The sequence below is a fragment of the Aliikangiella litoralis genome (assembly GCF_052495765.1).
In genome coordinates, this window is record NZ_CP199292.1 from 3366957 (window position 1) to 3383993 (window position 17037).

The following is a 17037-nucleotide window of genomic DNA, read 5'->3' on the forward strand; positions in this document are numbered from 1 at the left end:
TTACCAAATCTCATCGCCATAACTCACTGTAATCTCAGTTTTAGCAAAACGTCCTGGGTACAACTGACGCATCGCGATAAAGCTTTTTTCTATCCATTCATCATAGTCGCCACCCCATGCCCTAATCACATTACCTTCATGCAACTCTAATACAGCTTCCATTAAAGGTGCCGCTTGCTCTTCAATAATGTCTCGATACGCAACCACTTCATCTTTAGATAAACCTTTAGGGACTGGTGATTTTCTTAATTGATAAACCAAATCTTGATATAAGTTTGCTGTTTTTACACTAGTCATAGTCACAAACTCAAGAATCCCATAATCAGCGGCTTTTTGATAACGTTGAGTCGCATCGGCCAAGGCTTGATTCTTTTTAGGTAAACTTTTTGACAAAGGTAATCTAAGTTTGCGTTTTTTATATTCATACGCGAAATAGTCACCATACTTAACATTTGCCCAAGCGCCTAACCAACGACTTCTTGAATTACGTTGCTTACCACCCTTTGCATCACCATCAATAATTCTTCTTAACCAAAAGAGTTGTTTAGAAATATCTTTTGTTTTTTCATATAAATCAGCTAAATTAAACCGAGCTTCCATCCTTACTTCAAATGGCTGCTCATAAGCTCTTGCATATCGCTTAAATAACTTAATCGCCGTCTCATAGTTTTTACTTTTTTTATACATTTTGGCAGATAAAAAGAGACTATCTCTACGTACATCTTCATCAGGATCTTTTCTACTTAATGCTAAATAATGATCTGCCGCCAATGCCCAATCTTTATTTTTCTCATAAGCAAAAGCTAATTTTCGTTTAAAATCTTGAGCATGCACATACTGTGGAAATAACTGGATTAACTCAGTAAGCTGAGTAATAGATTCAGACCAACGTTTAGCAGAGAGTAACAGTCGAGTAGCATCATATTGAGCCGTTACTCGAACAGCAGAGTCTGGAGCTAACTGGGTAATTTTTAATAATTGCTCTATTGCATTATCGGTTTTTTTAGATGCTATGAGTTGTTCAGATTTTTTATAAATAGCGGTTGCTAATCTTTCCGTTATTTTTTTATATTCATCACTTCCCTTTTTCGTTAATAAACGCTGATTAAGGTAATTATCTTCAGCAGCTTGGTAACGCTCAAGTTTAAAATTTGAATGAGCCATAATACCATAAGCCGTTTTCTTTAATGTGGCATCAAGTTTAGAGTTATTTGCGACCAACTGCCCTGCAACTTGCAGCGCCCTCTCAAATTCATTAAGCGTAAACAAATATTCTGCAGCGTTAGTTAACACCGTTGGAGAACGCTGGTCACCATGAAATTTAGTTGCAAAACGTAACATACTTTCAACTGCTTTAGCTTGCCATTCAGATGTAGCATTACTCTGCTTGATTTGTTCAATATGTTTTTGATAAGAAATTATCGCAGCATATCCTGCATCAGCCGTGTATTTAGAAGTTTTCTTAGATGAGTTTAATGGCTTTATCAGATAAGCAACAGCTTCATAATCACGAATTGCATCAACAAACCTACGAGCCTGAAATAACACCTCTGCTCTTAAATAAGTTATTTCTCCCACCTTTTCATCTTTGGGAAAAGTTTTTAGATACTCGCTATAGAAATGTGCCGCTTGATTAAAAGACTCCGTTTCTTTTATAGATAACTCAGCTCGTCTTTTGGCGGCAACAGGACCTAGAGCAATAGTTGTTTTGTCCGCATTTTTACCTGATGCTAAAGTTTTATCAATCGAAGCGATCGCTTTTTGAACCCCCTGCCCTTGATTGTGATAGTGCTGAGCAAGTTCCTCAATATAAACCTTAAGATTTTCAAGAATTTCATCACTGATATGTCCAACATTTTTAACATAATTGGATGCCAAACCATAATACTCAACGTAAGACTCTTTTTCTTTTAAAGCGAGTAAAGGAAAGTTTCCTTTAATATAAGTTTGAATCAGTTTATGGTGCAGCTCAGGCGCTTTTTCTGCATAATTGTACTTAGTCACATACAAGCGATAAGTTTTTGCAGAATCTTCGTAACGCTCTTTATCAAGATAATAATCGCCCAACTTATTATATACCATCCAAATATGTGGTTTATTCTCTAATCCCTTAATTTTTTCGATGGTTTCCGCGCCACCATATTTAGACAATGCAAGACTCATTGAATGAATCGTATCTTCAATTAAAGGTTTTTCAGTTTTTGTCAGCGCTTCACTCGTTTTAGATTTTGCAATCAATTGATTTAATACATCGGTAAATGCATCTAAGCTCTCTTCATAATCAAATTGTTTATAATTAGCCCACGCCAGCATATAGCGAGAATAAATCATTAAATCAGGATTCTTATATTGCGTCACGATTTTAAATTCATTCTCAGCATTTCGATATTTCTTTTGAGAAAAATAGATATCTCCCATTCGAAAATGAGCTTCCGCAATATTTTTATAATCAGGATGATACCGAGTTAATTGCGTTAGCATTTTCATCGCTTGCTCCTGATTACCCTCCATATCATAAGCACGAGCTAACTGATAAAGTACATCGGCATTATTAGGTGACCCCGGATACTTCTCCAAAATTTTCTGGTAACTTTTGATAGCTTCTGCATAGTAACTTTTCTGTGGTTTATCTTTTAGTAAAGCATTACCACCTTCAATCATATAGACATCAGCAATTCTACGCTCAATTTGCTCTTTTAGTTCATCATCTTTAAATAAACTTAATAGTTCCTGATACTCTTCACGAACTTCTTGATGGGTCAGCTGTTCTAAAACAATCTCTTTTTCTTTTTCAGGTTGATATTTCAAATCAGCGAGCGTTTGCTGTTTTTTTCCTGAGCAAGCAAATAAAGTGGAAATCAATAATAAGCTGTAAAAACTTCTATACATTCTTAATATTCCTTTTGCTCATCGTCTACCGACGTTTGTTTTTGTTTAGCTTTATGCTTCGCTTTATCAAGGTTCATCAAAGTCGTATCATAAAGCCTTGCTTTTGCTAAGCGTGATTGCGCCCAGTAATAACGCATCCTCTCTTCATGCTTATCTAACTCCGAATTCACTAAGCTTCGCACAACGGGTTCAAGTACACTAACATATTGGTTAGTTTTTGCTAATTTTAATTTGATTTGCTGATGTTTTTCAGCGACTTGCTTTAGGTAAACTTTAGGTTGTTGATAGGGTTTGTCAACCAGTTGCAGACGATCAACTTTGCTACTGAGTAATGCAAGCTCTTTCTCTATATTTTCAATTAGAGATTTAAATCTTGCTTGCTGTTTTTCAGTTAATGTTAATGTATGAAGTTTTAACTCAGCTTTTTTATCATCAAGCATTTGTTTTAATAATTCACTTTTATTGAGAATACTCTTGTCTTGAATATCAAAACTTTTGCTTTGTGCATTATTAATAATCAACTGATGTTCATTCGCTTGACGGCTCCAATATTTTAAGTTTCTTTGGATTGCATATAGATCCGACAACTCTTTTAAAGTTTCATTCAAAACTTTACTCGACATTAGGTCAATTAAAAAAGGCGTCAATTTTTGGTAATCAACAGAAGGTTGCGAGCCAAACCAATCAGTATCATCAATAATCACGTCCAAATTTTGAATAAACTCTTTAGGTACTTCTTGTTTTGCAATAATTCTACGAGCCTCATCAACCTTCGCCACACCTTTTTCAAATGCATCAATTGCCAACAAATTAGCTCTTAGTGCTTTTCTTGGAGAGCCCTCTTGTTCATATAAATGAGCTAGCAAAACTTTTGCTTCTTGGACTTCCGGAATGGCAATAGAACGTTCATTTAATATTTCCAATGCTGCAACAGCATCATTAAACTGCTTTAATTTGATAGCCGTCCATGCATAAGTCAATAATGCTCTGTTTGAATATAAACCTTGAGTACGAATTGCTGTTAAATAATTCCAAGCCACTAGATTTTGCCCTTGTTGCAAAGCAATTTGAGCTAAACCATGCTTAGCACGATCGGCCAACATAGCAAGCTCTTTATTTAACAGTTCATAGCTAACCACTTGTTGTAATCTAGTAATAGCAGATGCCACATTACCTTGACGTAATTGTTGAATTGCAATATTAAAAACAATATAGGGATAGTGAGGGTGGTTTTCTGGCAAACTATCTAAGACACTTTCGGCAACAGTTAAGTGTTCAGCAGAATTATTCACTAATGTAGCCAAGTAATGATATTCAGGATGTAACTCTTTAGGGATCTGCCCGACTACTTGCTGTAAAGCATCATAAGCTTTATTAGGCTGAGATTTATGATAATAAAGATTTGCTAAATAATACCAAGCTTTGTTACGAATATCAGGAGAGGCCCCTTGATCTAAAACTTTTTGAAATATTTCATGGGATTCATCAGCCAGTCCGTACGATAATAGCATGCCTCCTTGAAGTAACTTTCCCGAAACGCTTTTTGCAACAGAATTATTAATTGCAGCAGCATATTCATACTCAACTAATGCAGAAAAATAATCTTTTTGATAATAATCAAATAAAACACTCCCCCATTCTAACTCTTGTTTAGCTTGAGTCTGCTCTTCAGAAGTAGTAGTAGAGGCGTAAAGAAAACCGCTAAAAAGTATAAAATTTATACTGAAAATAAATTTTATCAATATATGACCGATGTTGCTTTTTATAAAACCTCTACTTAGCATCAACTTACCACCGCTTCATTTTAAACACAGGTTCTTGAGTATCTGCATTATCACTGATGGAAATTTCTAAATATTCGCCAGCCTGCCCTTTCTCAAAATCAAGGGTTTCGGCTAACTTTTGTGCTCGTCCATTAATATCTATACCAGTAAAAAAAGCGGTGACATTATGTTTTCCAGAACTAAGATTTGTTAAGTACAACTTTTGAATACCACCTCTTGACATGGCCTTGCGCTGATTCTCCGAATAAACATGAGATGTCACTAGTTCGCCATCAATTTTTAACTTTAAACTTTCAAGCTTAAAAAACTGCCCTGTAGATAAAGAAACAAAAACCGTAAATTTAGTACTAGAAGGATAAAGTATCTTTTCTTCTGTTAAACGTAATTCCTTATTTAAAGAAACCACGTCTTTTTTTAATGATTGCAGACCAGCAGAAACCTTTCTCAAAGTAGCCAAGGCTTCTTGTTCAGACTGGTTATTACTTCTTTCTTGCCCAACATTGTCTATAGGCGAGTTAGAAGTATCGATGTTTTTTTGCTCAGCGGCCCCAGCTGTTATATAGATAGAGCTTGATACTAAGAAAAACAATAAGATAATTTTTTTCATCTTTTACTATCCATTGGGTAAAAATACTAGTCCTACAGCCAGAAGTTACACTACTGAATATGCCTCTTTAGGAAAGATATACATTAAAATATATAACAAGTACTGACTATTACTACAAGATGATACAAAAACCATCTATCCATCTATATAATGGAGCATAAATACTTCCAACTGCGTCACGTTTCTTATTAAATATATTTAAAAAATTGAACGCAGTTCACAATAAAGCAAGCTTCAAGTTCGACTCTGAAATGACATTAGTTACAATCCGCCTTCGCCACTCGTTTTTATTACACGGAATGAAAAGTGATTTAAATCATAACGCCTCTATTTTTTATTCCGTTCGAAGCGTACACATAATGTAAATTTAGTATCAATACTTTTAATTATACCTTTTACAGGATTAGGATGGGTATGTCTGTTCTTCAGCGCACATTACAAAAAATAGCTATTGGCTTGTTTTGTACATTAGTCATACAAAATAACTTAATAGCCGCAGAGCAAGATGTAAAAATCATTGAACCCGAAACGAATGTCGTTAAGGCCCAAGCAGCCGCAATTGACACTGAAAAACTTGAATTTGGGATTATTGGTGGACTACTTTCAGTAGAAGATTTCGACTCTAATTTAGTACAAGGCTTTAGCTTTACGTACCATATCAGCCAAGATTTTATGCTTACTCTAACTAATGCTAGCTCTAAAGTGGGTCGTGCCACTTTTGAGGATGTAGTCGATGGAGACTTCTTAAAAAGCGCCGATGAAACCTTCAAATATACATCTTTAACTTCGGGCTACAAACTATTTCATGGTCGCTCTTTTTTTAGTGAAAAAAGCAAATATAACTCTAACGTCTATTTTGTTTTTGGCCTATCCAATGTTGAGTTTGCGAATAATACAGAAACAGGTTTGATACTCGGCGCAACTTACAAAACAGTATTAACAGATTGGCTCACATGGGACTTATCAATGAAAGATCATATTGTAAGCCGTGACTTTATCGGTGATGATAAGAATACCCACAATATTGAATGGTCCGTTGGGCTTAACCTATTGTTTTAATCAGGTCAGGTTCTGATTTAAAGGATATATAGATATGAAAAATATAATCTGGTTTACACTTTCACTAGTTTTTTCAATGGCTTGTATAGCCGAAGAAACCAGTGTAAAACTAGAAGTTATTGATCCTTACCTGGAAATGCACACCGGGCCTGCAGTTGGATACCCGGTCATATACACCGTTGAGCAAGGTGAAGACATTGAAGTACTCACCCGCCGCCCTGATTGGTATGAAATTCGCTCAAATACGGGCCGTATTGGATGGGTTAAAGCCTCTCAAATAGCAAGAACCCTACAACCTACCGGCGAGCCAGTTGATTTACCTAGCGTCAGTTATGGTGACTATTTGAAAGATAGTTTAAGTCTTGGATTTAATGTCGGTGAATTTAGCAGCGGAGAGTTAAAAGGAGCACAAACGTTCACTTTTACTAGCGAACAAAGATGGCTTTCATGGTTTAGCACTGAATTAGAAGCGGGCAAACTTTATGATTCAGAGGTTAGAGGCCGTTATGTTGGCGCTAATTTCTTATTCGAACCCTACTCTGACTGGGTAATTTCTCCGGTTATCACAGCAGGTGGTGGAGAAATGAAGATCACTGTACAGCCCAAGTTAATCCCACTTTCAATAGAAGATTCCAGTTACGTTCAATATGGAATTGGTGGCAATTTTTATTTAGGACGTAATTTCGTAATTCGAGCAGGCTACCGTAAGTATACTGTTTCAACTGAACAAGATGATGAGAGATTAGATCGATGGCACATTGGCTTCAACGCATTCTTTTAGCTGTTTCACTAGCATTAACTGTAGTTCCGTTACAAGCGGAAGAAATGGCAGAAAACTCGATGGAACAGCTTGATAATGAGTTGTTTGAGCTTGGTTTTACGACAGGATTAATTAACATCCAAGACTTTGGAAGCGAATTCATCACAGGCATCAATGCCAGTTTTCTTGCATCTGAAGATGTGTTTATGCAAATAAATTACATATTTACAGAGGCAGATTTATCTTCTTACGAAAAAAGTCAAGGAGAGTTGTTCTCTAACAATGATCGTAATTTTAAACATTTTGACTTTCTGGTCGGCTATAATTTATATCAAGGAGAGTTATTCTTTAGTGGCTCTCAAGCACACCTTTCATCATTGTATTTCGTTGCTGGTATTGGAGACACTGAATTTGGTGGTGAAGAAAGCTTTACTTATACTATAGGTATGGGTTACCAAATTGGACTATCAAGAAACTACAATTTAAAACTTGATTATCGTGATTATATTTATGACTCTAGTCTGCTATTACAAGACGAGCAAACCCATAATGGACAACTTTCCGTCAGTATTAACTATGTTTTTTAGTCCTAAAGATATTATCTTGTTTGAGAATAGGCTGACCGAATCAGTAACGCTTTTAGTAATGACCTCATAACGAGTCTAAAGCATAAGAGCAGCCACAAAGAAGAAAGCTCAAAAAAGCACAAGCCTTAAAAAGAGTAATAAAATAAATGAAATTGATTTTAACCCACAACAAATTTTCTGTGGCTAATTTGAAAGGCGGTTAAAAGCAAGCTATTCCACGGCAATATCTTCAGCCGTTTCAGAAAACATTTTATACCAAACCAAATAATCTGAATGTTCAGCATCAATAAGCTCAAATCCAGCTAAATAGCTGTTTTCATTAATCTTTTCAAACCACTTAACTTCCCCTGTCAAAAGAAATTTATAGCCTCCTGACTCAAAGCTAATGAGTAATTCTAAAATAGAATGAACAATAAAAGGATAACCAGACTTGATTTTTAGCCCTGTTTTAGAAATATCTTGAGTTGTACATTCCAATAACAAACAGTCATCAGAGCTACTGTCGGAAGCAGAAAGTACTTCAATGAAGATCTTTTCTTCTCTATCATGTCGTTCATGTTTACGTTGTTCCGAACTCATTATACTTTATTCCACAAACTAGCTACTGTAATTGCTCTATCAAATTGAGCCACTTCTTATAGTCATTTTTTATAACCTTTAACAACTTGATTCCAATAAAAAAAGTAGGTGCATCATCAACTTCCAAGCACCATTTCACCTCCCCCAGAAAACCAAATACCTCGTTTAACTCTACCACTTGTATTTCAATAGGAAATGAAACGCCAAGTGGCAAAGCGTTAGCCGAAACTATTTTTAAGCCACTTTCTGATATATCTTCTGTCAAACAAGCACATCGTTCAGGGTCATCAATACCACTTTCAGGACAAATATAATTAAGCAATATTGAAAACTTACTTTGGCAGCGTTTTTGACACCTCAAATCATCAATATCAATTACCACACTAACCCCCTTTGTCCGACAGGATAATATAACTAAATTACGGTAAACAGATAATTAAAGTATAGTTTAGCTCTTTGAGTTTTGCTGAATAAGGCTAAATATTTGCTGGTAGTATCAATAAATTATAAGTGGCTTATTCTTAATTTTAATTGAGCTTTTTATTAATATATTGCTCAACCAGTTCTTCTAATATATCTAAAGGAACGGCACCATTTTGTAATATAACAGCATGAAATTCACTTAACTTAAAACGTTCGCCAAGTGACTTTTGACTTTTGGCTCTTAACTCTAAAATTTTCATCATACCAATTTTATATGCACATGCTTGCCCAGGCATTACTATATAGCGTTCGACTTCTGCAATTACATCAGACTCAGCCATTCCGGTATTCTTAATCATATAATCGATGGCTTCATTTCTAGACCATTTTTTAGCATGAATACCAGTATCAACCACTAACCTTACAGCACGAAATAACTCAGCTTGCAAGCGGCCTATATTATCATATGGATCACTTAAAAAACCCAACTCCCATGCAAGACGTTCGGCATAAAGAGCCCAGCCTTCAGAGTACGCAGTGAATGGAGCAAACTTTCTAAACAAGGGCATATTTTCAAGTTCTTGTGCGATAGATACTTGAAAATGATGACCTGGAATTGCTTCGTGATAAGCCAGCGTTCTCATACTATATTTAGGCGTTGCTTTAATATCATATAAGTTGGCATAAAATACCCCGGGTCTTGAGCCATCTATTGCAGGAGGGTTGTAGTAAGCCCCAGGGCTTGTTTTTTCTTTAAAAACGGGGATTCGTTCTACCTTAACTTTTGCTTTTGCTCGAATATTGAATGCATCTCCCATATTAGACTGGATTTCATCAATAATATTCTGGTAATCGGCTAATATCTGCAGGCGCCCATCATGAGAATCTTCATAATAGAATGACTCTTGTTGGGCAAAACGACTAATATTATTGTAAAAACTACCAGAAGTATCATGTCCCTCACCGACTAAAATTTCGGTAATTTGCTGCTGTATTCTAGCAACTTCATTAAGTCCTACGTGGTGAATATAGTCTGGGGTATAGTCCGTACTAGTAAAAATTTTAAGCGCTAAATGATAAGCTTTATCACCATCGGGTAGCTTCCAATAACCATCCCTGTCATCTCCTTTATCAATTAAAACCTTTAAAGATTCACTTAAGGAGTGGTATGCAGGATACACGTCCTTTTCTATAGCTGTTTTCGCATCATTTAGTAAGGATTGACTTAATTGTTCATCAATTGTTCCAAGTTGATTAAGTTTATCTTGTAAACTCTTATATAAAATATTTTCTTCGACATCAATAGAAGTAAACTGAGACATTTCTTCTATCACACGATTGATCACAAAGCGAGGCGGCACGATACCACTTTCTGCTCTTAGCTTAACACCCCGTGCTGCTTGTAAAAACTTAAGCTTTATTTTACTTAGCCGAGCCACATAATCCTGTGCATCTCTCAAATCATTAATTTGGTGTTGCGACTCCATAAATGTAGGAAAAGCATTTTGAACACCAAACAATTGATTAATAGGATAATTATGAAACTTAAAAGGTTCGGCCTCTTCTGCGAGTTGAAACAAATACTCAGCAATACGCTTTGACATCAACTCATCGGGCTGAAGTTCATCCTCATTATAAGTCTTTAAAACTTTATATTCTTCAGCAATGTACTTAAAAAAAGCCTCTGTTGATTCGGGGCTCACATCATCTAATTCAGTATTATGACCCCGTATACCCCACGGCTCAAGAAAATGAAGAGAAGTTAATGTTTCTGGCTTTTCTAATACTAGCTTCAAAGCAAAACGATTAAAAAAATTATTAATAAATAAAGGCTTAGCATTCCACTCGTAAAGTAGAAAACCGCTAACAATAAGAAGTAATACAGTGATGATGGACAAAAACCAGATCAATATTTTCTTCACTGTCAACTTACTCCTTAATCACTGTTATTATTATTTATTTCGTTTATAAATTTTTGGTAAAATACGATGATATAAATTGGGGAAAAAACGGTGTAAATGGTACCCTAACTTTGGTAGCCCTCTGGCTATTATTATCTCATCTTTATAATTGAGATGCTTGATACATAACTGCGCAAACTCATTTGCAGCCATTCCATTCTCTATTTCATGATCCATTCTGTTATATTGGCTCAAATCACCAGTTAGAGCATTTAAACTAATATTTGTTTTAACAAAGCCAGGGCAAACGTTAACGACTCGAATACCATATTGTTTTGTTTCAGCCCTTAAGCAGTCCATAAATCCTATTAAAGCATGTTTAGCAGCAGAATATGCACTCCGCATAGGTGAGCCCACTTTGCCAGCCACACTTACAATATTAACAATCATTCCACACTTTTGCTGTACTAAACGAGGAAGGATAGATTTTGTTAGTGCTACAGGTGCAAAATAATCGAGCTCCATTACTTTTCTGTCGACCTCAAAACAGGTATCGAGCGCCAGGGAACGTTGGCTAATACCGGCATTGTTAATTAAGGTATCTACCTTTCCGTTAAAACTCCATGCTTGCTCTACTATTAGTGGTATTGTATTAGTTTCCGTTAAATCAAAATTGACAATGTAATGTTTAGACTGATGTTTTAATAATTCTTTAAGTTTTTGTAATGCTTCGAGATCACGAGCAGATAAAATTAAATTCGCTCCAAGGCGATCAAATTCAACGCATAGGGCTTTACCAATCCCCGATGATGCACCAGTAACCCAAATTACCTTATTTTTATACACTAATTTTGTAAGCCATCTTATTCAATTGCGAAGAAGTATAAGCCTAGCAACTATAACAAACCAAATAAATAACATTTATCAACTGTAACAAAAGTTATCCCATCTATTTTTCATTATTTAAAATCCCTATATGGTATTTAATTAAATACCATATAGGGTTGTTCAAATTAAAAATTAATAAATTTAGCAAGACAAAACTTTAAACCATTGATTTATTTGCATAAAAGACACATCACCAGAGGCATAACCATCTGATTTATAATAACAAATTTTAATCTGTTTAATTTTGTGAACAAGTTCCCTTTTATTGTCATTAAATTTGCTACTATCGGTAGTTCCTCGAAACCAACCATTTAATGAATGGTAAGTACAACAAAATTATGGAGGACTAGTATGATGAAGTGGTACACACTAGATAATGGTAGGCTTTGCCTTGGGACAGACAAACAACGTTTTGCAAACTTCCATATTGCAACAGATATTCTACTCAAGTCGAAAGTAGATACACCTTTACGCCGCGAACATATAGAACTCATTGGCTCGTATCCTGAAGACTGGTATTCAGATAGGTCAATTGACAAAAAGATCAATCAAACAGCAAAGCACTTTTTTGGATTATTAAATCAATCCTCAAATTGTACTTTTGCATGAGTTATTCATTTTAAAGTAATACAAACTCAAAGGAGGCTAGCATGTTAAATAATGAAATAAATCATCAAAACACTCAGCATGGAAAGCTAGCTAATTACTCAGAAGTAAAGCAGACCGTCGATTTTAAAGAATCTGACTTAGAGCTTGCAATCAAAAAAATGGAAGAAGAATCAAACAAATACGAAGCAGCAGGTTTAACTAATGTTTCTAGCTGGTTAGAGTAATTAAAAAGTAAACGAATAATTTTATCGTCTGTGATCAATAAAGGCTCCATATTGGAGCCTTTATTGATTTAAAAACTCGAAGAACTAAAAAACAGGCTAAGCAGACTCAATTACTTCAGCTAGTTCACCATTTTGGTGCATTTCCAAAACAATATCACATCCGCCAATCAACTCACCTTTAACCCATAGTTGTGGAAAGGTAGGCCAATTAGCATATTTAGGTAGTTCGGCTCTAATATCAGGATTTTGTAAAACATCAACATAAGCAAACTCCTTACCACAAGACATTAACGCTTGAGATGTTTGGGCAGAAAAACCACACATTGGCGACTCGGGAGAACCTTTCATATACAAAATAATATTATTTTCTTCAATTTGCTGCTTAATTTTATCTACAGTTTCCACATTCAACCTCAAAAGTTACTGTCAATCTAAGTTATTACGAATTCTATCTGTTTTCATCTTATGATTCTATGTGAACTTATCGAATTAGATTAAATATCTCGTATCCAGTTGGAGTTAATTATAGATTTACGCTATCAAATGTCGTTTTCTAAGAATAACCTCTGTAACAAGACGAGGTTTCAGTCTAAAATACTGCAGGTCGACAATTAATAATATTCTAGGAGAATAAAATGTCTTTTGAACTTCCAGCATTACCTTATGCTAAGGATGCTCTAGCCCCAACTATTTCAGAAGAAACAATCGAGTTTCATTACGGTAAACACCATAATGCCTATGTTGTAAACCTTAATAATCTGACAGCTGACACAAAATACGCATCAATGAGCCTAGAAGAAGTCATAAAAAGCTCTGAAGGCGGTATTTTTAATAATGCAGCTCAAATCTGGAATCATACTTTTTATTGGAACTGTCTGTCCCCTAACTCAACTGAAGCATCAAGTGAGCTTGCAGCCGCCATTGACAGTGCTTTTGGCTCAATGGATGAATTTAAATCTAAATTTGTGACATCAGCTGCTACTAATTTTGGTTCAGGTTGGACTTGGCTTGTAAAAAACAGCAGTGGAAACCTAGAAATAGTTAACACTAGTAATGCTGGCTGCCCATTAACCGAAGATTACACCCCACTGCTTACTATCGATGTTTGGGAGCACGCTTACTATATAGACTATAGAAATGCACGTCCTCAATATTTAGATGCTATCTGGGGAATTATTAACTGGGATTTTGTTTCAGCTAATTTTGCCTAAAAAGCAGTAAATGCTTAAATAGTGTTCTTTATGGACACTATTTAAGCCAATATCTTGCTTATTATCAAGCTAATATCTTACATTGCTTAACGAGCTTGCCCGTTTCTTATTACCCTTCCAACATTTAATATATCCCTTTCTCAAAATATACAAACATGGATTGTTTATGATGTACAAAAATTTATTATGCACTCTTACGTTAACGCTACTCGCTTTATTTTCAACTACGACTATAGCCAAAATTTATGTCTATAAAGATTCAGCTGGTATTTATCACTATTCAGATAAACCTCCTTTAAGTGTAAATTTCAAAATATATCAAACACGTCAAATCGATACTATTAGATGGGAAAAAACTGACACTAAGCTAATAATAAAAAGAAAAAACAAACAAAAATCATATGCACAAGAACCCGATGTTCAACAAAAATGCCAGCAACTCAAAATTGAAATATCAAAAGTAACCGAAATGTTACGAACTAAGCTAAAAGTAAAAGAGTTTGACCAGTTAAAATACAAACAAAACAAAATAAGATGGGAATATCAGAAATATTGCTAAAATAAGCTTTGTTAGCTTACTATCAGCAAGAAATAAGTTTTTAGTTTATAATCCAAATCAATATGAATAATAGCAATGACTAGAAACTTAATGTCAATACCTTCATCAGAATTTCTTGAATGGCAACAACAGTTAAAAAAGGCCAATATTCGTGGCCTTATACTCACCGCACAAAATTTAAAGGTGATAGAACAACTAAAAAAGAAACTAGATGAAGGTCAATCATCTACTATCATATTTAACCAAGAAGCCAATCATAAGAATCAACTTTTTTCAAGTCAACTAGGTAATGAGTTTGACGTCATTTTTATTAATGCGCAACAATACTTTGATAGTAATTTATTTGCCGCAGCCTGTGGTACATTAGTTGGTGGTGGCTACTTAGTATTGACAGTGCCTGATATTTTATCTGATATGTTGCTCGAAATAATTAAACAACGTCAAAGTCTTCAACCAGACTATTCAACAATAATCCCAAAACTTTTAAGTTTCAACATATCACCTACCCTACTCAGAGTAATTCTGTTTAGTTTAAAAAATCAATATTTATCTATTATGACAAAGCATTTAACTTACTACTCAACCAATCCCCCCCCCTCCAAAGTATCAACAACTCGATCTAATCAAGAGCAACGATTACTCATTCAAAAAATAATAAAAGTTGCAAAAGGACACGCTAAAAGACCTTTAGTTATTACAGCAAACCGTGGAAGAGGAAAGTCAGCGTCTTTAGGTATTGCAGCTTCAAAGTTACTACAGCATGGTAATATAAAAATTATTGTCACTGCACCTCATATTAATAACCTAAATTCTTTTTATAAGCATTTAGTATCAACAGAAAATAACAATAAAGATATTACCTATGATGGTGGTGCTGAACTGGTATTCATCCCTCTTGATCAAATAATTGCTAATAAGCCGCATGCTAATCTCTTATTAATTGATGAAGCAGCAGCGATTCCTGTTTTTCAATTAGAACAAATAATAGAGCGCTATAATAGAATCGTTTTCGCAACAACGACAGATGGCTATGAAGGAAATGGTAAAGGCTTTGAAATACGTTTCAAACAAAAACTTATACAAAAGTATCCACAAACTCGTTTTGCTTCTCTCTATGCACCTGTTCGCTGGTCAGATACCGATGAACTAGAGAAATCGTGCTTTAAAGCGTTGTTATTAGGCAATCAATTAAAAGAATTAAATAAAACAACACTAGTGAGTTATGACGAGCTTTATTTTAGACTTGTCGATAAATCAACCTTAAAATATGATGAAAATTTATTAACACAAATTTTTGTATTACTGATCAATGCCCATTACCAAACAAGACCAGCCGATCTTGAAAGGATTCTAACCGATAATAACTTACTTATTACAACGTTAACCGATCGATCTGGAGTGATTCATGCTGTGGCTCTTATCTGCCAAGAAGGCAACTTAAATCAAACAATAATACAAACTATTTATGAATCAAAAAAACGATTAAAAGGAGAACTTCTACCACAGTCGTTAATAGCAAACTATGGAATGCAAAACACAGGTAAAATGAGTTTTTATCGAATTATGAGAATAGCAGTTCATCCATCAGTTCAATCCAACCACATCGGAAGTGATATGATTTCAGAAATTAATAATTTAGCTATAAAAAATAATATTGACTTTATTGGTGCTAGTTTCGCTGTTGATCCTAAGATCATTAAGTTTTGGTTTAAAAATGGTTTCTCACTTATTCGTTTTGGTAACGCAAGAGATTCATCAACAGGAGCCTTCACTTGTGAAGTCATCAAAACAATTAATAGCCAATTAGAGCCAATTACCAAACAACTAGTATCCAGATTAAATGAAAGCTTTCTCTATAAACTAAATGGAAGTTTGAAGTTATTGCAAAATGGAGTCATACAACAACTTTTACAACATCAATTGATTCATTCTAAACAACCAATTAGTCAATACGAATTAGAAGAAATAACTATGTTTACTCGCAATGCAAGAAGTTACTCAATGGTTGATTGGTTATTAGTTAAACTACTAACACAAAAAATAAACCATTTATATGTTCAATCATCGGTATCAGCAGAAGATGCTCATTTTTTGATCGACTTCATTTTAAAACAACAACCTTTTAATTGGTTATCTACCGAATACCAATTAACAGGGAAAAAACAAATTCTAGCAAAATTAAAGAAATTGATATCAGCCTTATTAGGTGACTAGTCATTTTTTGTCATAAAAAGTAGGTCTGTTTAATAAATTTTGTTAGCATAGTAGCTACAAGTCATTTTGATAAAAGATCTATGAGCTTAAGAGTCGAAATAGTGAAAGTAACACCATTCCAGCAAAACTGTTCTGTGATCTGGTGTAGTGAAACTTTGGAAGGCGCAGTGATTGACCCTGGCGGAGATCTAGAAAAAATCATAGCTTTGGTTAAGCATCACAAAATTATCGTATCTAAAGTATTATTGACACATGGCCATTTAGATCATGCAGGTGGAGCAAATGAGCTTTCATTGCAACTCAAATTACCCATTATTGGGCCACATCCAGAAGATGAGTTCTGGTTGAGTGGAATCGAAAAACAAGCTGAAAATTATGGTTTTCCAGGTGCAAAAAACTGTCAACCAGATCAATGGTTAAACGGCGAAGAAGTTATCAAAGTTGGCAAAGAAGAACTTAAAGTACTCCATTGTCCAGGGCATACCCCCGGTCATCTGGTTTTTTATCATCAACTATCAAAACTTGTTTTTGTTGGTGACGTATTGTTCAAAGGCTCAATTGGTAGAACTGATTTCCCTAAGGGTGATCTCGATACTCTTATCAATTCAATTACACAAAAACTATGGCCTCTTGGGGGGGATACAAGGTTTGTTCCTGGACATGGGCCTATGTCAGATTTTAAATCAGAAAGAGCCAGCAACCCATTTGTTAGTGACTCAGCGCTTAGAGAGTAAAATTTACAC

The 17037-nt window shown here is 34.9% G+C and carries 17 protein-coding genes; 9 read left to right on the forward strand and 8 right to left on the reverse strand.

Features of this window, described 5'->3' with window-relative positions; translation table 11 throughout:
* Genes ACT5E3_RS13840 through ACT5E3_RS13850 form a run of 3 tightly spaced genes read right to left on the reverse strand, consistent with a single transcriptional unit; the run spans position 1 to position 5280 of the window.
* Positions 1–2889 (reverse strand): tetratricopeptide repeat protein, encoded by a 2889-nt coding sequence (locus tag ACT5E3_RS13840; RefSeq protein WP_444994134.1) that lies wholly within the window; start codon positions 2887–2889, stop codon positions 1–3.
* A gap of 2 nt (positions 2890–2891) precedes the next feature.
* On the reverse strand, positions 2892–4631 hold the full coding sequence (locus ACT5E3_RS13845) for a tetratricopeptide repeat protein (protein ID WP_444994135.1): 1740 nt from the start codon (positions 4629–4631) through the stop codon (positions 2892–2894).
* Positions 4632–4677: 46 nt separating this feature from the next.
* Complete coding sequence (locus tag ACT5E3_RS13850; protein ID WP_444994136.1) at positions 4678–5280, reverse strand: AraC family transcriptional regulator; 603 nt, start codon at positions 5278–5280, stop codon at positions 4678–4680.
* Between the two features lie 414 nt (positions 5281–5694).
* Here ACT5E3_RS13850 and ACT5E3_RS13855 point away from each other — a divergent pair, with 414 nt between their 5' ends.
* Genes ACT5E3_RS13855 through ACT5E3_RS13865 form a run of 3 tightly spaced genes read left to right on the forward strand, consistent with a single transcriptional unit; the run spans position 5695 to position 7686 of the window.
* A complete protein-coding gene (locus tag ACT5E3_RS13855; protein ID WP_444994137.1) occupies positions 5695–6339 on the forward strand; it encodes an outer membrane beta-barrel domain-containing protein in 645 nt (214 codons plus the stop codon).
* Between the two features lie 34 nt (positions 6340–6373).
* Positions 6374–7120 (forward strand): SH3 domain-containing protein, encoded by a 747-nt coding sequence (locus ACT5E3_RS13860; RefSeq protein ID WP_444994138.1) that lies wholly within the window; start codon positions 6374–6376, stop codon positions 7118–7120.
* Positions 7090–7686, forward strand: a complete 597-nt coding sequence (locus ACT5E3_RS13865) for an outer membrane beta-barrel domain-containing protein (RefSeq protein WP_444994139.1) — start codon at positions 7090–7092, stop codon at positions 7684–7686. Before ACT5E3_RS13860 ends, ACT5E3_RS13865 begins: the two co-directional genes overlap by 31 nt.
* 210 nt (positions 7687–7896) lie before the next feature.
* Here ACT5E3_RS13865 and ACT5E3_RS13870 read toward each other — a convergent pair whose 3' ends face one another.
* The 4 genes from ACT5E3_RS13870 to ACT5E3_RS13885 form a co-directional block, all read right to left on the reverse strand.
* Positions 7897–8265 carry a PilZ domain-containing protein gene (locus ACT5E3_RS13870; RefSeq protein WP_444994140.1) on the reverse strand — a complete coding sequence of 123 codons (369 nt, stop codon included), beginning with the start codon at positions 8263–8265 and terminating at the stop codon, positions 7897–7899.
* A 22-nt stretch (positions 8266–8287) separates the two neighbouring features.
* On the reverse strand, positions 8288–8647 hold the full coding sequence (locus ACT5E3_RS13875; protein ID WP_444994141.1) for a PilZ domain-containing protein: 360 nt from the start codon (positions 8645–8647) through the stop codon (positions 8288–8290).
* 145 nt (positions 8648–8792) lie between these two features.
* Positions 8793–10610 (reverse strand): DUF885 domain-containing protein, encoded by a 1818-nt coding sequence (locus tag ACT5E3_RS13880; protein WP_444994142.1) that lies wholly within the window; start codon positions 10608–10610, stop codon positions 8793–8795.
* A gap of 30 nt (positions 10611–10640) precedes the next feature.
* Positions 10641–11435, reverse strand: coding sequence for an SDR family NAD(P)-dependent oxidoreductase (locus ACT5E3_RS13885; RefSeq protein ID WP_444994143.1), 795 nt, complete (start codon positions 11433–11435; stop codon positions 10641–10643).
* Positions 11436–11828: 393 nt separating this feature from the next.
* On the opposite strand from ACT5E3_RS13885, the gene ACT5E3_RS13890 reads away from it, so the two are divergent.
* Positions 11829–12086, forward strand: coding sequence for a hypothetical protein (locus ACT5E3_RS13890; protein WP_444994144.1), 258 nt, complete (start codon positions 11829–11831; stop codon positions 12084–12086).
* A gap of 41 nt (positions 12087–12127) precedes the next feature.
* A complete protein-coding gene (locus tag ACT5E3_RS13895) occupies positions 12128–12310 on the forward strand; it encodes a hypothetical protein (RefSeq protein WP_444994145.1) in 183 nt (60 codons plus the stop codon).
* A 96-nt stretch (positions 12311–12406) separates the two neighbouring features.
* Here ACT5E3_RS13895 and grxD read toward each other — a convergent pair whose 3' ends face one another.
* Complete coding sequence (grxD, locus tag ACT5E3_RS13900) at positions 12407–12658, reverse strand: Grx4 family monothiol glutaredoxin (protein WP_444998605.1); 252 nt, start codon at positions 12656–12658, stop codon at positions 12407–12409.
* A 287-nt stretch (positions 12659–12945) separates the two neighbouring features.
* On the opposite strand from grxD, the gene ACT5E3_RS13905 reads away from it, so the two are divergent.
* The 4 genes from ACT5E3_RS13905 (at position 12946) to ACT5E3_RS13920 (ending at position 17028) form a co-directional block, all read left to right on the forward strand.
* A complete protein-coding gene (locus ACT5E3_RS13905; RefSeq protein ID WP_444994146.1) occupies positions 12946–13521 on the forward strand; it encodes a superoxide dismutase in 576 nt (191 codons plus the stop codon).
* A gap of 166 nt (positions 13522–13687) precedes the next feature.
* Positions 13688–14080, forward strand: coding sequence for a DUF4124 domain-containing protein (locus ACT5E3_RS13910; RefSeq protein ID WP_444994147.1), 393 nt, complete (start codon positions 13688–13690; stop codon positions 14078–14080).
* 75 nt (positions 14081–14155) lie between these two features.
* Positions 14156–16294, forward strand: coding sequence for a GNAT family N-acetyltransferase (locus tag ACT5E3_RS13915; protein ID WP_444994148.1), 2139 nt, complete (start codon positions 14156–14158; stop codon positions 16292–16294).
* A gap of 101 nt (positions 16295–16395) precedes the next feature.
* Positions 16396–17028 (forward strand): MBL fold metallo-hydrolase, encoded by a 633-nt coding sequence (locus tag ACT5E3_RS13920; RefSeq protein ID WP_444994149.1) that lies wholly within the window; start codon positions 16396–16398, stop codon positions 17026–17028.
* Positions 17029–17037 lie beyond the last annotated feature (9 nt).